Origin of the sequence: Streptomyces avermitilis MA-4680 = NBRC 14893 (genome assembly GCF_000009765.2) — a bacterium.
GTDB classification, from domain to species: Bacteria; Actinomycetota; Actinomycetes; order Streptomycetales; family Streptomycetaceae; genus Streptomyces; species Streptomyces avermitilis.
The window spans coordinates 3742111-3755737 of sequence record NC_003155.5 but is presented as its reverse complement, the minus strand read 5'-3'; the positions used below and the strand labels follow the sequence as shown (position 1 = coordinate 3755737).

14 protein-coding genes are annotated in these 13627 nt (G+C 68.7%); 3 read left to right on the top strand and 11 right to left on the bottom strand.

The annotated features are described in order from the left end of the window. Positions 1 to 2 precede the first annotated feature (2 nt). The 9 genes from ptlA to gap form a co-directional block, all read right to left on the bottom strand. Positions 3 to 1013, bottom strand: a complete 1011-nt coding sequence (gene ptlA / locus SAVERM_RS15575; protein ID WP_010984429.1) for a pentalenene synthase — start codon at positions 1011 to 1013, stop codon at positions 3 to 5. Between the two features lie 604 nt (positions 1014 to 1617). After that, positions 1618 to 2631, bottom strand: a complete 1014-nt coding sequence (locus SAVERM_RS15570) for a polyprenyl synthetase family protein (protein ID WP_010984428.1) — start codon at positions 2629 to 2631, stop codon at positions 1618 to 1620. Further along, positions 2628 to 2804, bottom strand: coding sequence for a hypothetical protein (locus tag SAVERM_RS42725; protein ID WP_010984427.1), 177 nt, complete (start codon positions 2802 to 2804; stop codon positions 2628 to 2630). The genes SAVERM_RS15570 and SAVERM_RS42725 overlap by 4 nt, the downstream gene beginning before the upstream one ends. A 51-nt stretch (positions 2805 to 2855) precedes the next feature. Then, a complete protein-coding gene (ptlD, locus tag SAVERM_RS15565; RefSeq protein WP_037648983.1) occupies positions 2856 to 3764 on the bottom strand; it encodes a neopentalenolactone/pentalenolactone F synthase in 909 nt (302 codons plus the stop codon). 12 nt (positions 3765 to 3776) lie between these two features. After that, entirely contained in the window at positions 3777 to 5561 is a 1785-nt protein-coding gene (gene ptlE / locus SAVERM_RS15560) for a neopentalenolactone/pentalenolactone D synthase (RefSeq protein ID WP_010984425.1), read from the bottom strand. Between the two features lie 57 nt (positions 5562 to 5618). Then, entirely contained in the window at positions 5619 to 6431 is an 813-nt protein-coding gene (ptlF, locus tag SAVERM_RS15555; RefSeq protein ID WP_010984424.1) for a 1-deoxy-11-beta-hydroxypentalenate dehydrogenase, read from the bottom strand. A gap of 75 nt (positions 6432 to 6506) precedes the next feature. Next, positions 6507 to 7853 carry an MFS transporter gene (locus SAVERM_RS15550; protein ID WP_244905198.1) on the bottom strand — a complete coding sequence of 449 codons (1347 nt, stop codon included), beginning with the start codon at positions 7851 to 7853 and terminating at the stop codon, positions 6507 to 6509. 165 nt (positions 7854 to 8018) lie between these two features. Next, positions 8019 to 8876: a 1-deoxypentalenic acid 11-beta-hydroxylase gene (gene ptlH / locus SAVERM_RS15545; RefSeq protein ID WP_037648981.1), complete on the bottom strand. Its 858-nt coding sequence runs from the start codon at positions 8874 to 8876 to the stop codon at positions 8019 to 8021. Between the two features lie 360 nt (positions 8877 to 9236). Continuing rightward, positions 9237 to 10241, bottom strand: a complete 1005-nt coding sequence (gap, locus tag SAVERM_RS15540) for a type I glyceraldehyde-3-phosphate dehydrogenase (protein ID WP_010984421.1) — start codon at positions 10239 to 10241, stop codon at positions 9237 to 9239. A 112-nt stretch (positions 10242 to 10353) separates the two neighbouring features. Between gap and SAVERM_RS15535 the strand changes: the two genes are divergently transcribed. Then, entirely contained in the window at positions 10354 to 10863 is a 510-nt protein-coding gene (locus SAVERM_RS15535; RefSeq protein WP_010984420.1) for a MarR family winged helix-turn-helix transcriptional regulator, read from the top strand. Between the two features lie 333 nt (positions 10864 to 11196). Here the strand turns inward: SAVERM_RS15535 and sodN are convergent, their stop codons facing one another. Further along, positions 11197 to 11592, bottom strand: coding sequence for a superoxide dismutase, Ni (sodN, locus tag SAVERM_RS15530; protein WP_004983535.1), 396 nt, complete (start codon positions 11590 to 11592; stop codon positions 11197 to 11199). Positions 11593 to 11737: 145 nt separating this feature from the next. On the opposite strand from sodN, the gene sodX reads away from it, so the two are divergent. Continuing rightward, positions 11738 to 12172: a nickel-type superoxide dismutase maturation protease gene (sodX, locus tag SAVERM_RS15525; protein ID WP_010984419.1), complete on the top strand. Its 435-nt coding sequence runs from the start codon at positions 11738 to 11740 to the stop codon at positions 12170 to 12172. Here sodX and SAVERM_RS15520 read toward each other — a convergent pair. Next, positions 12076 to 12705 (bottom strand): CGNR zinc finger domain-containing protein, encoded by a 630-nt coding sequence (locus tag SAVERM_RS15520; protein ID WP_010984418.1) that lies wholly within the window; start codon positions 12703 to 12705, stop codon positions 12076 to 12078. The genes sodX and SAVERM_RS15520 overlap by 97 nt on opposite strands. A gap of 110 nt (positions 12706 to 12815) precedes the next feature. On the opposite strand from SAVERM_RS15520, the gene SAVERM_RS15515 reads away from it, so the two are divergent. Continuing rightward, positions 12816 to 13574: a class I SAM-dependent methyltransferase gene (locus SAVERM_RS15515; protein WP_037648976.1), complete on the top strand. Its 759-nt coding sequence runs from the start codon at positions 12816 to 12818 to the stop codon at positions 13572 to 13574. Positions 13575 to 13627: the final 53 nt, after the last annotated feature.

Below are 13627 nucleotides of genomic sequence, written 5' to 3'. Positions count from 1 at the left end.
GGCTACAGCGTGCTGCCCAGCTCCTCGAGGTAGCCCTGGTAGCTGGCGGCGATCGCGTAGTCGGCGGCGTACCGGCCCGAGCTGCGGTGCCAGTCGTACGACCCCCGGATCACCGAACGCACCCCGTCCATCCGGTACTTCTCCGCGCTCTCGCGCTCCTGCGCAGTGAGCTCGAAGGTGTCGTAGACCTTCGGCAGGCAGGCCTCGAGGAGCAGGAACTGTTCGAGGCGGGTGCGGACTCCGTCCTGCATGTGCGCGATGCTGCGGCCGCGCGTCCAGCCGTGCTCGCGCATCAGGATGAAGACCATGTTGTTCAGCTCGCCGCGGGCCTCTTCCTTCTCCAGGGAGGCGATGTCGTTGAGGATCAGATTGGTGTCGGTGGCGATCTGGAGCATCGCGAACAGCACGGCGCTGTCGAACACCCGCTGGGGCACCTCGCAGTGGCAGCTGCGCTCGGCCAGGTCCACGGTGGGCTGCACGCCGATGGTCTGCCTGCGCATGGCGAGGTAGTGACCGGCCGAGTCGTAGGGGGTGTTGAGGTGGCGGCTCACCGCCTCGTCGACGTATCCGGAGAAGTAGTTGCGCCAGTGCCGGGCGGAGCGCGCGCGCCAGGCGGGGGACATGCCCTGGCAGGTGCGCCGCCACACGTCGGCGAAACCATGGGCGATGGGCGGCGCCGACGTGGGCAGGGGGCCGTCGAGCGCGGCGGCGACGGCGTCGGTGAGCTTCCTGGTCTCCTGGGGGTCCTCGCCGCGCGGCCCGTCGAAGAGGTCGTCGAAGAGGAAGAACCACGACATCAGGTCGACGCCCAGGTCGAGGTCGGCTCCGGTGGCCGAGGGGTAGAAGCGGGCGGCCAGATCGGCGTAGCCGCCCCGGCTGTGGCGCTCGGCGGCGGCGTCGGTGCCGATGAGGCCGAGCGCGCGGGGCCAGCTGAGGTGGTCGGCCCTGGCCCGCTCGAAGTCGGGGCTGCGACGGCTGGGGAACGGTATGTGGAAGTCGACGTCCTGGGGCATTGCGGGTCTCCTGGGGGGGCTGTTGTGGGTCACAGGCGTGCCATGCCGGTCCGCGACGGGTGAGGAAGCGTTTCGGCACGGGGGGTTCGACGGGCCGGCCGGGCCGGGCGCGGCGGGAACCCGTGAGGAGGGAGCGGGCGCCTCCGGGGGTGGGATCGGCGCAAGGCGGCCTGAGCGGTGGAGGGCTGAACGACGGTCACGACCGGGCGGGCCTTCCGGGGCACCAGCGGGGACACCCGCGGGCGCCGAGCCGGCTGGTCACGGCCTGCCGGTCGCGGACATCCGCCGGGAGCAGGCGGCGCTGCCTGCGGTGGGGAGGGCGGTGGTGGCTGTCGTACGGGTGCGGGCGGCGCTGCCTGCGGTGGGGGTGGTCGTACGAGGGCGGGCGGCGTTGCCTGCCCCCGTGCGTGTGCGTGTGCGTGTGCGTGGGGCGGTTCCGGACGCTGCGGGCAGGGCTTCGGCGACGGCTCGGCAGGGTTCGGGGCCGTGGCCCGACTCGGGCCGCGCAGCGCCGGCCGACTCGGGCCGCGGAGCGTCGGCCGGCCTGGCCCGCGGAGCGTCGGCCGCGGGCCGGGCGGGTGTCCGGCCGGCGGCGCTCGCCACCTCACACCTCCCGGTCGACGACGAAGTGTCCGAGGGCGATGAGCTCGTCGCGCGCCGCGGCGTCCAGGTCGACGCCGCGCAGCGCGGCCTCCCCGAGCGCCATGCGCCGGGCCGCCTCGGCGGTGGCCCAGTCGCGGCCGCCGGCCGCCGCCACCAGGTCGGCCGCCCGGCGCAGCTCTGCCTCGTCGGGCTCGCCTGGTGCGGAGAGCCAGGTGGCCAGCTCGACACTCACGGTCCCGCCCTGGTTGAGCGCGTACGTGACCGGCAGCGACTTCTTGCGGGCCCGCAGGTCGGAGTGGACCGACTTGCCGGTGACAGCCGGGTCGCCCCAGATGCCGAGGACGTCGTCGGTCAGCTGGAAGGCGAGGCCCACCTGCTGCCCGTAGAGCGCCAGGGCGTCGACGGTGGTCACCGGCGCGCCGGCCAGTACGGCACCGATCGCGGCGCTGGCCGACAGCAGCGCGCCGGTCTTGCCGGCCGCCATGTCGACGCACTCCTCGATCGGCACATGGGCCCGCCGCTCGAACGCCACGTCCTGCACCTGCCCGCGGATGAGGTCGCGGGTGGTGCGGGCGAGCAGCCGCGCCGCGGCCGCCCCCGTGGGCAGCCCGCAGTCGAGCAGCACCTCCTGCGCGAGCGCCAGCAGCGCGTCACCGGTGAGGATCGCGCCCGAGGCGCCCCACAGCGTCCAGACCGTACGTCGATGCCGACGCTCCTCGTCGCCGTCCATCAGGTCGTCGTGCAGCAACGAGAAGTTGTGCACCAGTTCGACGGCCACCGCACCGGGCAGGCCGGTTTCCGCCGGTGCGCCGGCCGCCTGCGCCGACAGCAGCGCGAGCGCGGGCCGTACGGCCTTGCCTCCGCCGCCGTCCGCCGGGGTGCCGTCGGCCTCGATCCAGCCGAGGTGGTACGCCGCCTGATGGCGGGTCTCCTCGTCGAGCAGGTGGAGCGCGGTGCGCAACGCCGGTGTGATCGCGTCGCGGCTGCGGTGCAGACTTTCCGGGGTCACGGTCATGACGCCACACCCTTCACGGGGTCCACCAGGTGCACGGGGTCCACGGTGGACGAACGCTGCGGCGCCGCTCCTGGTGTGAGGGCGCCGTCGTGCCTGTCATTCCGGAGTCCGGCCGAGGAGTGGCCGAGGATGCCGCCTGCGGCCCCGTTGCCGCTGCGGACGGTCTGTTCCATGCTTGCCGACCTGGCTGACGCGCGAGTGACACCGCCTCGGCCCGCGCGGCATCACGCCGCGTCCTCCGGGTGCCACGGCTCCGCCGGGTCGTCGAAGATCGTGACGACCTTGCGCAGGAGCCGGCGCTCGGTCGGATCGAAAGCCCGTTTGGCGTGGACGGTCCCCAACTGGTCCCACATGACGATGTCACCGGGGAGCCACTCGTGGGCGTAGGTCAGTTCCGGCTCACCGGGCTTGGCGAACAGCTGCTGGAGCACCTCCTTGCTGGAGGTGACGTCCAGTTCGAGGATGCGTTTGGTGTTGAGCGGGTTGGCGTACACCGCGCGGCGGCCGGTCCGCGGGTTCCTGGCGATCAGCTGATGGACCGTCGCCGTACCGTCCTCGGGGGCCACGAACGGTTTCGCGGTCGGCCCTTCGATGGAGACCTCGCCCTGGTACTCCTCCTCGATGACGTCCTCGTAGCCGGACCGGAGCGAATGCCTGGCCCGGTAGGAGTGCAGGCGCTGCCGGAGGTCGTCCGGGAGGGATTCGTAGGCCGTGTACATGTCGGTGAACAGCGTCTGGCCGCCGCCCGACGGCGGTAGCTCGACCGCCGCCAGGAAGCCGATGCGGGACACCCTCGGGCGGAAGGAGTAGTCCGTGTGCCAGTCCATCCACTCCGCGTTGCCGACGCCTATCTTCTGCCCGTTCTCGTCGAGGATGTTGGAGATGAGGAGGATCTCGTTGTGATCCGGGCTGGCACCGGTCGTCAGGCCGGTCTTCGGTACGTGCCCGAAGCGCCGGGCGAACATGAGGAGGTCGTCGTTCGAGGGATCCTTGTGCCCGCGGAAAACCAGCACGAGGTGCTGGTCGAGGGCCTGCCAGATCTCTTCGACCTGCGTGTCGTCGATGGTGCCTGAAAAGTCGGCGCCGGCCACGACCGCGCCGATCGCCGAACCAGGTATCCGCGTAATGTCCATTGCTCTTGACACCTACCCTTCACGTAATTCGAGGTCGGCGAGGTCGTCCGCCTCTCGCCACCGTTTCAAAATATTGACGAATCCGACCGATCCGCCTCCGTAGCTGGAGTTGAGGATGGCCACATTTCGAGGGTTTCCCTCGTTGTTGAAAAGGCCCGGGGTGCAGGACTCGGTGAAGTCGAGGTTCCGGTTCGCCAGCCTGAGGATCGTCTCCACCCATTCCTTCTCGCCGGTGGCGGATGCTTCCACCACCTGCCGACCGCGCTGCTGCACGGCCTTGAGGATGTAGGCGACGTGTTTGCTCTGCTCATTGAGCATGTACGGCACATTGACGTGGAGACCCGACTGCGCCTTGGACAGGATGAAGCAGTTGGGGAAGCCGTTCACCTGGAGACCGTGGAAGGTGCGGGCGCCCTCGGCCCACTTCTCGGACAGTCGAATTCCGTCCCGGCCGACTATGCTGAATCCGGTGCGGTTCGTGTAGGGGACGCCGAATTCGGATTCGTAGCCCGAGGCGAAGATGAGGCAGTCGACCGGGTATTCCCGGCCGCCGGCCACCACGGAGGTCGGGGTGAGGCGCTCCACTCCGCGTCCCTGGGTGTCCACCAGGGTGACGTTGGGCCGGTTGTAAGTGTCCAGATATCCGTCGTGGAAGCACGGTCGTTTGCAGAAGAGCCGGTAGTACGGCTTCAGGGCGTCGGCGGTGTCCTTGTCGTGGACGATCGCGTCGACCCGTTTCCTCAGCTCCTCCATCTTGTGGAAGTCCGCGAGTTCGACGGCGGTGCCGATGTCCTTCGGGTCCGCGTCGGCCGCCGACTTCGGGAGGATCGCGGCGAGCTTGGAGGTGATCTCCGTCCAGCCGTCCTGGACGAGGTCCACGTCCTGGTCGACGCCCGAGGTCAGCGCATGGAAGTTGTCCATCCGCCGTTGCTGCCAGCCGGGTTCGAGCCCCGCCGCCCAGCCCGGGTCGGTCGGCCTGTTGTTTCGTACGCTGACGGTCGACGGCGTCCGCTGGAAGACGTAGAGATGCGCTGCCGACTCGGCCAGATGCGGGATGCACTGGACTGCCGTCGCACCGGTTCCGACGATTCCGACCCGCTTGTCCCCGAGTTTCTCCAGCCCGCCCGAGATGTCACCGCCGGTGTATGCGAAATCCCAGCGGCTGGTGTGGAACGAGTGTCCTTGGAAGGCCTCTGTTCCGGGTATCGAGGGAAGCTTGGGCCTGTGCAGGGACCCGATCGCCATGGCCACGAAGCGTGATCGGACGAGGTCCCCGCGGTCCGTGCGCACCAGCCATCGCGAGGAATCCTCGTCCCAGCTCAGCTCGGTGACGGAGGTCTGAAGCAACGCCTCGTCATAGAGATCGTATGTCCGCGCGATGGCCTGGCAGTGCTCGAATATCTCGGCGCCGGTCGCGTACTTCTCCGAGGGGAGGCGTCCCAGCTCTTCGAGAAGCGGCATGTAGACATAGCTCTCGACATCGCAGCGCAGCCCGGGAAAACGGTTCCAGTACCAGGTCCCGCCGACGTCCCCGGCCTTGTCGACGAGTCGGATGGTGTCGAATGCGCACGCCTCGCGCAGCCGGGCTCCCAGAAGCAGTCCGCCGATTCCCGCGCCGATGATGGTGACATCCACTTCGTCGGAAACGGGAGCCCGCTCGATCGGCTTCGCGTGAGGATCGTCGGCGTAATGGGCGAATTCCCCCTGCGCACTCAGGTACTGTCGGCCACCATCGGCCTGCACGCGCTTGTCGCGTTCCTCCCGGTACTTCGCTCTCACTGCCTCGATATCCACCACGGTATCTCCCTCATAAAGATATCGGTGCGGTGGGTTTCTGCCCGCGAAACCCGGTGGTCATGGGCGAGAACTGTTAACGCTCGGTGAAGAGGATTCGGTCCAGTACTTTTCCCGTGCCAGATGGCGCCATACGTCGTTGAATTGATCGCCGAGCCTGGTTTGGGCATCGGCGTTGGTGAATATGTAGAAGCGGTCCGAGCCCAGCGCGTTCCACACCGCGTCGGCCGCTTCGTCCGCGCTGATCGTCGTGTTCCCGGTCGCGTTCCGGGGAGCGACAAGACCCCGGGTCATCGGTGTGTCGACCCGCCCCGGGCAGAGAACCGAGACCCGCACGGGAGTGCCGTCGAGGTCCGCCCGAAGGCTTCGGGCCGCGGCCAGGTCCGCATGCTTGGACGCGGCGTACGACGCGGTACCCGCGCCGACGACGAACGCGGACATCGAGGCGGTCTGCACGAGGTGCGAGGGGCGCCCGCTGTCGAGGAGGCGCGGCACGAAGGCCCGCGCGACATGGACGTGCGCCCAGTAGTTGACGTCGAAGACAGCGTGCATCTCGTCCAGGGGAACGCTCCACAGCGGCATTCCGACCGGTCCGACGACGCCTGCGTTGTTGCAGACCACGTCGATGTCGCCGAGCCGCCCGAAGGCCGTGTCGGCCAGCTCCTGAACCGCGGCCGGGTCGGTGAGGTCGGCGACCACGGCGGTGACGTCCGCGCCGTGCGCGGCCAGCTCCTCGACGGCCCCGGCCAGGCCGTCACCCGCGATGTCCGTCATCACGACCCTGGCGCCCGCTTGTGCCAGTCGGGCGCTGAGCGCGAAACCGATGCCACTCGCCGCGCCGGTCACGACGGCCGTACTCGGTTGAAGGTGCATGCAGCTTCTCCACGTGTGTCGGCGAGCGGTTCTTCCGCGTCTGTCGGCCGGCGCGGCTCGGGCAGCGGCTGTCGGCTAGCGCGGCTCGGGCAGCCGCAGGCTCAGGGCGAAGATGACCGCGGAGAACAGGGCCAGCAGAACGAGGACGAGCACCGCCCCGGACGCGTCGCCGAGCGAGCTCGCGAGGGTGAGGTAGAGGGTCCCGCCGACCGTGACGCCCAGGGCCGTTGCCGTCTGCTGGCTGGTGACCAGCACTCCACTGCCGGTGCCCGCCGACGCGGGGGGTACGTCGGCGAGCACCATCCTCAGCAGTGTCGGTCCGATCAGAGCCTGGCCGATGCCGGTGAAGGCGAGCACCGCCAGGACCAGCAGGAGCGGCAGATGCGGCCACTCCACTCCGATCAGGAGGGCGAGCAGCAGCAGGCCCGTGCCCTGGACGACCGCGCCCACCGACACGATGCGCCGGCCGATACGGGCCGTGATCTTCGGGGTGAACAGCGAGACCACGAAGAAGGACGAGGCGAACGGGGACAGCACGCCGGCCGAGGCCAGCGCCCCGAGGCCCAGCTTGTCCTGCGCGACCAGGGTGTAGACGAACAGGAAGCTGCCGAACCCGATGGAGAAGGGCACGACCGCCATCAGCCCCGTGCGCATGCTGTGGCGGGCCAGGATCGAGGGGGGAAGCAACGGTGAACCGCCCCGGGCCTCCAGCCCGCGCTCGACCCTGACCAGAGTCACGGCCGCGACGGCGGCGACCACCAGCAGTGACCACAGCCAGACCGGCCAGCCGAGCGACCTGCCCTCGACGATCACCATCAGCACGCAGACCATGGTCACCCCGAACAGGGCCGTGCCGAGCAGGTCGAGGCCCGGTTTCCGGTCCGCCTTGGTGGCGGGCATGCGCCGGACCAGCAGCAGCGCCACCAGACCGATCGGCACATTGATCATGAACACGGATCGCCAGCCGGAGTCGCCGATGTCGAGCATCAGCAGGAATCCGCCGATGATCTGTCCGGCCACCGCCGCGATCCCGGCGGTGGCGCCGTAGAGGCTGATCGCCCGGGCGCGGGACGCGCCGTCGGTCGCCGCCTGGATGGTGCCCAGCACCTGCGGTACGAGCATCGCGGCGGCCGCGCCCTGCAACAGACGGGCGGCGATGAGGAAGGTGACGTTCGGCGCGAAGCCGCACAGTGCCGACGTGATCGTGAACGCGATCAGGCCGTCACGGAAGAGACGTCGTCTGCCGAACGCGTCTCCCAGACGCCCGCCCATGACCAGGCCGAGCGCATAGGTGATTCCGTAGCCGGACACGACCAGCTCCAGCTCGGCATCGGATGCGTGGAGGTCGTGTTTCACCGTGGCCAGCGCCACGTTGACGATGAAGAAGTCGGCGATGGACAGCGCGAAGCCCGTCAGGATCACTGCCAGGCCGGCGCCCGATAATCCCGCTGGTTTGTCACTGCCCTGGCGGACCAGATCTTCCTTTTCCACCGGGCCACCTGCGGGCGACGTCTCTGAAGTCAAATCCATACCTCTGTTTTTCGAATCGACGCCCGCCGGGGAAAATCTCCGGGTGGGGGTTGGTCGTCATTCCACGTCGGTGGGGGTACCGGTGATCTTCGCCATGATTCCCTTTGACGCGTCCTTTGCCGATTCCGTCCAGGGCGTCATTGCGTTGAAGCCGCGGTGGGATTTCGCGGGCTGTACCCGGGTGTCCATCGACATCCGCATGAGGCGCGGGTCCTTCGACAGGTTCGGAATTGATTTGTGGCACATGTGCGCATGAAAGAGGAGGATGTCTCCCGGCTCCATGGGGGAGTGCAGCAGGTGTTCGTCCTCACTCACCTCCGTCGGCGGAATTCCGCGCACCGGGTGGCCGAACCTGCGGAAGGACTCGTTGAGCACGTGGTCGCGCTTTCCGCGCCGGTGGCTGCCGTCCGCCAGCGCGACACCTCCGGACTCCCTGGTCGTCCGTATCAGGGGGATCCAGAAGGTGCGAAAGTCCTGGTTGGGCCCTATGTAGAAGCCGTCCTGGTGAAACGGCGTCAGGTAGTGGAAGGACGGCTCCTCGGAGCCCGCCTGCGACGGGTAGTACCGGATGGTCGTGGAGAGGAACACGAATACCGGCTCGCCGAACACCTGCTCGAAAACCTTGATGGTCGACGGGTTGTTCCAGAATGCGTCGTATTTGACGTAGTCGTGCATGGCCACTTCGTCGACCGACTCGAAGGAGTCGATCGTGAGTTCCTCGAGCGTGGCGTGCGGATCCGCGGCACCGAGCGCGACGAGTCCTTCCCGCATCTGCTCCGCCACCGTTTTGACGAGGTCACGGTCGAGTACGTTCCGCAGGAATAAGTAGCCGTGTTCCTCGTAGAAGCTGTCGAGTGCCGCTCGGTCGCCGAGCAGAGGAGTGCAGTCCGTGTAGTCCCCAGTCACGTTCGTCACAGATTCATCTCCTTGTGAGACCTCAGTGGCCGTGGTACTGCAATCAAACACTACCGCGCATTGGGGGCGCAATGCCATAACGATTTGCGGATATAGTGTGCCGGTTCCGGCCGACTGGCTTGAATTCGTGCATGTGGAGACTTTCGTTCACCAGGATTTAACCAGAACCGTTGCCGCGCCCATGTGTGATGACCGGCTCTCCTTTGTGTGCACGGCCGGCGGCTGATATCGGCAGTAGTGAATACACGCTCTGCATAAAAGGCCTGAAATGCATGGTTGAATTCACCCGGGAAGCGGCCGCACACATGCGGAGTCCGGCGGGGCGTCGTTGCCCGCCGGACTCCGTCGTTGCCGCTGCCGTCAGAGGGTGTCGCCGACCAGCAGGGCCAGGTCGATGAGGCGGTTGGAGTAGCCCCACTCGTTGTCGTACCAGCCGACGACCTTGACCTGGGAGCCCAGTACGCGGGTCAGCTCGGCGTCGAAGACGCAGGAGGCGGGGTCCCCCGCGATGTCGGTGCTGACGATGGGGGCCTCGGTGTAGGACAACAGACCCTTGTACGCGCCGGCGGCGGCCTTGGCGTACGCCTCCTTGACCTCTTCCACCGTGGTGCTGCGGCTGGCGGTGACCGTCAGGTCGGTGACCGAGCCGGTGGGGACGGGGACCCGCAGGGCGAAGGCGTCGAGGCGGCCCTGGAGTTCGGGCAGCACCAGGCCGATGGCCTTGGCGGCTCCGCTGGAGGTGGGCACGATGTTGAGGCCCGCGGCCCGGGCACGGCGCAGGTCCTTGTGCGGGGCGTCCTGGAGGTTCTGGTCCTGGGTGTAGGCGTGGACCGTGGTCATCATGCCGGACTCGATGCCCACGGCGTCGTGCAGCACCTTGGCCAGTACGCCGAGGCAGTTGGTGGTGCACGAGGCGTTGGAGATGATCGTGTGGCGCTCCGGGTCGTAGGCGTCCTGGTTCACGCCGAGCACGACCGTGACGTCCTCGTTGCTGGCCGGGGCCGCGATGATGACCTTCTTGGCGCCGCCGTCCACGTGCGCGCGGGCCTTGGCCGCGTCCGTGAAGATGCCGGTGGACTCGATGACCACGTCCACGCCCAGGTCGCCCCAGGGCAGGGCGGCGGGGTCGCGCTCGGCGAGAACCTTGACGGTGGTGTCGCCGGCGCGGATCGCACCGGGTTCCGCGGTGACCTCCTCCGGGAAGCGGCCCAGGATCGAGTCGTAGGCCAGCAGATGGGCCATGGTCGCCACGTCGCCGAGATCGTTGACGGCGACGATCTCCAGATCCGCGCCCCGGGTGGCTGCCGCGCGGAAGACGTTGCGTCCGATCCGCCCGAAGCCATTGATGCCGACACGAACAGTCATGGATCCCTCTCCTAGCGCTGACCAGGTATGACGCGCCCCGCGGGTGGCGGCACACGGGGCATCCGCCGCAACAGCATAAGCAGCTTACATAAGTTCACGATATATTTCTGGGGTGCACGACACCAAGAACCAAGATGTGAACGAAGAGCTCAACGACGAGCTCGCCGAAAAGCCGGGCGAAGAGGCGCACGCCGAGCTGGACGTGGACGCGTTCACCACGGCGATCGAGAACTTCAACCGCTTCTACATCCGGCTCCCGATGCTGGAGAAGCTGTCCTTCACGACGCTGTCGGTGCTGGACACCCTCGCGTTCGGCGGCAGCCCGATGCGGCTGACCGATCTGGCCAGGACCGAGCAGGTCAGCCAGCCCGGCATCACGCAGCTGGTCACCCGGCTGGAGCGCGACGGGCTGGTGGAGCGCCGGTCCGACCCGAGCGACGGCCGCGCCGTCCTCGTCCACATCACCGAGGCGGGCCGCAAGATCGGCCGCTCGCGCCACGAGGACCGGACGCGGCACCTCACCCCGCTGGTGGCCCAACTGGCCCCCGAACAGCGCCAGGCGATCGCCGACGCCCTGCCGGCCCTGGCCCGCCTGGCGGAAATCGGACGGGGCCGACCCTAGGGGCGCCCGGGGGAGACGTCGCACTCGGACAGGGACCTCGGTGTCGAGGCGTCGGGTCCGTGACGCCGGGTCCGAGGCGCCGGATCCGTGATGCCGGGTGTGTGGCGTCGGGTGCGTGATGCCGGGTGTGTGACGTCGGGTCCGAGGCGCCGGGTGTGTGACGTCGGATCCGTGACGCCGGATCCGTGACGCCGGATCCGTGACGTCGAAGTCGAGACAAAAAAGACCGCACCCGGACCGTCACGGCCGCCGTGTTCGGCGGCCCACGGGCCGGGTGCGGGCAGGAAGACCGAGCGACCGACAGGGTCGCGGGTCAAACGGCTTGATCCAGGATCAGGCCTTCTTGGTCTCCCAGAAGATCTTGTCGATCTGGGCGATGTAGTCCAGCGCCTTCTGGCCCGTGGCCGGGTCCGTGGACGCCTTGGCGGCCGAGAGGGCCTTCAGGGTGTCGTTGACCAGCTGGTGCAGCTCCGGGTACTTCTCGAAGTGCGGGGGCTTGAAGTAGTCGCTCCAGAGCACCGACACGTGGTGCTTGGCGAGCTCGGCGCGCTGCTCCTTGATGACCGTGGCGCGAGCCTGGAAGTGCGGGTCGTCGTTGCCGGCCATCTTTTCCTGGACGGCCTTCACCGACTCCGCCTCGATGCGGGCCTGGGCCGGGTCGTACACACCGCAGGGCAGGTCGCAGTGCGCGCTGACCTTGACCTTGGGGGCAAACAGGCGGGAGAGCATTGAGCTGTCCTTCCTCGTGATCGTCTTCTCAGGTGGGACATTACTCCGTAGGAGACGTCTTTTCGCGAGTGCCCCCATGGGCTTACGACAAAAGTCCAGGGTGAAACTGGGACTGGTGGAGGATCGGACCGGGGAGGTGCCGGTGATGCCGGAGCTGTCGCAGGAGACCGAGCGTGGGAGGGCCGTGCTGCCGTTCGGGGCGGCCGAGGTGACGGGACCGTCGATGGTCCCCACGCTTCAGCACGGGGATCGGCTGCTACTTCAGTACGGGGCGCGCGTCAGGCCCGGCGACATCGTCGTGCTGCGGCATCCCTTCCAGCAGGATCTGCTCGTCGTGAAGCGGGCCGTGGAGCGGCGCGAGGGCGGCTGGTGGGTGCTCGGGGACAACCCCTACGCGGGCGGGGACAGCACCGACTACGGCACCGTTCCCGAGGAATTCGTCCTCGGGAAGGTGCGGTTCCGGTACCGGCCGCGCAAGGAGGGTCAGCGCTCGCCGTTCGCGCTCGCGCTCTGGGCGCTCTCGGCCGCCCGGCCCGTGCTCTCCGTCCGGTCCGCCTCCAGGCGCTTGCGGGCCCGGTAGGCGGCCACGTTCGCGCGGGTGGCGCAGCGGTCCGAGCAGTAGCGCCGGGAGCGGTTCGTCGAGGTGTCCAGATAGGCGTTGCGGCACGGCGCCGCCTCGCACAGGCCGAGGCGGTCCACGCCGTACTCGGTGAGGTGGAACGCGAGGCCCATCGTGGCGATCGCCGCGTAGCCCGCGGTCGCGTTGGACGGGTGGTCGGCCAGGTGCATGTGCCACAACGGGCGCCCGTCGTCGTCCCGGTGGTCATGGCCCGAGATCTGCGGGCTCACCGGGAATTCCAGCAGCAGCGAGTTCAGCAGGTCGACGGCGAGCGTCTCGTCGCCGCCGTCGGCCGCCTCGAAGACCGCGCGCAGGCGCGCGCGGACCGAACGGAACCGCGTCACGTCCGCGTCCGTAGCGCGCCGGGCCGCCGACGCGTTGCCCCCGAAGAGGTCGCGGACGGCCTCCACCGAGGTGAGCGCGTCCTTGCCCCGGGCCGGCTCCTCGCTGTTGACGAGACGTACGGCGTAATCCGAGTAATAGGCCAGTTCCACTTGTAGTCCTTACGAGGGCGCTCTATCGTCGTGCGTGCGGTCAGGTAACAGCTGATCGTGCTTCCAGGGTATTACGGGTAAGGGTGCGGCCGAGCGAAGAAGGGGCTTCCATGACCACGACGACCGGAACCGACTGGCACGCCTGGCAGGAAAGCTGGGACCGGCAGCAGGAGTGGTACATGCCGGACCGCGAGGAGCGCTTCCGGATCATGCTCGACATGGTCGAGGCGCTCGTCGGCCCCGAGCCGCGCGTTCTCGACCTCGCCTGCGGCACGGGCACCATCACGGCCCGCCTGCTCGCCCGTCTCCCGAACGCGACCAGCACCGGCGTCGACCTCGACCCCGCGCTGCTCACCATCGCCGAGGGCACGTTCGCGGGCGACGAGCGGGTCTCCTTCGTCACCGCGGACCTGAAGGACCCCGAGTGGCCCGCCCGGCTGCCGTACGACGCGTACGACGCCGTACTCACCGCCACCGCCCTCCACTGGCTGCACAGCGAACCCCTCGCGGCCCTCTACGGTCAGGTCGCGGAGCTGGTCCGCGACGGCGGTGTCTTCATGAACGCGGACCACATGATCGACGAGTCGACGCCCCGGATCAACGCGGCGGAGCGGGCGCAGCGGCACGTCCGTATGGATCAGGCCAAAGCGGACGGTGCCCTCGACTGGGCCGAATGGTGGGCGCTGGCCGCCCAGGACCCGGTGCTCGCGGCCCCGACGGCCCGCCGCTTCGAGATCTACGGGGAGCACGCCGACGGTGACATGCCGTCCGCCGCGTGGCACGCGCGCGTACTGCGCGAGAAGGGCTTCGGCGAGGCCCGGCCGGTGTGGCGCTCGCCCTCGGACACGCTGATCCTCGCGGTCAAGTGAGCCCTGGAGGGCCCGGCACGGTGGTCAAGATCTGACCCTGCGCCGCTCCCGTG

Bases quoted from the DNA above. Each gene is read 5' to 3' on its own strand.
- ptlA (WP_010984429.1), bottom strand. From the start codon at position 1,013: ATGCCCCAGGACGTCGACTTCCACATACCGTTCCCCAGCCGTCGCAGC.
- SAVERM_RS15570 (WP_010984428.1), bottom strand. From the start codon at position 2,631: ATGACCGTGACCCCGGAAAGTCTGCACCGCAGCCGCGACGCGATCACA.
- SAVERM_RS42725 (WP_010984427.1), bottom strand. From the start codon at position 2,804: ATGGAACAGACCGTCCGCAGCGGCAACGGGGCCGCAGGCGGCATCCTC.
- ptlD (WP_037648983.1), bottom strand. From the start codon at position 3,764: ATGGACATTACGCGGATACCTGGTTCGGCGATCGGCGCGGTCGTGGCC.
- ptlF (WP_010984424.1), bottom strand. From the start codon at position 6,431: ATGCACCTTCAACCGAGTACGGCCGTCGTGACCGGCGCGGCGAGTGGC.
- gap (WP_010984421.1), bottom strand. From the start codon at position 10,241: ATGACTGTTCGTGTCGGCATCAATGGCTTCGGGCGGATCGGACGCAAC.
- sodN (WP_004983535.1), bottom strand. From the start codon at position 11,592: ATGCTCTCCCGCCTGTTTGCCCCCAAGGTCAAGGTCAGCGCGCACTGC.
- sodX (WP_010984419.1), top strand. From the start codon at position 11,738: ATGCCGGAGCTGTCGCAGGAGACCGAGCGTGGGAGGGCCGTGCTGCCG.
- SAVERM_RS15515 (WP_037648976.1), top strand. From the start codon at position 12,816: ATGACCACGACGACCGGAACCGACTGGCACGCCTGGCAGGAAAGCTGG.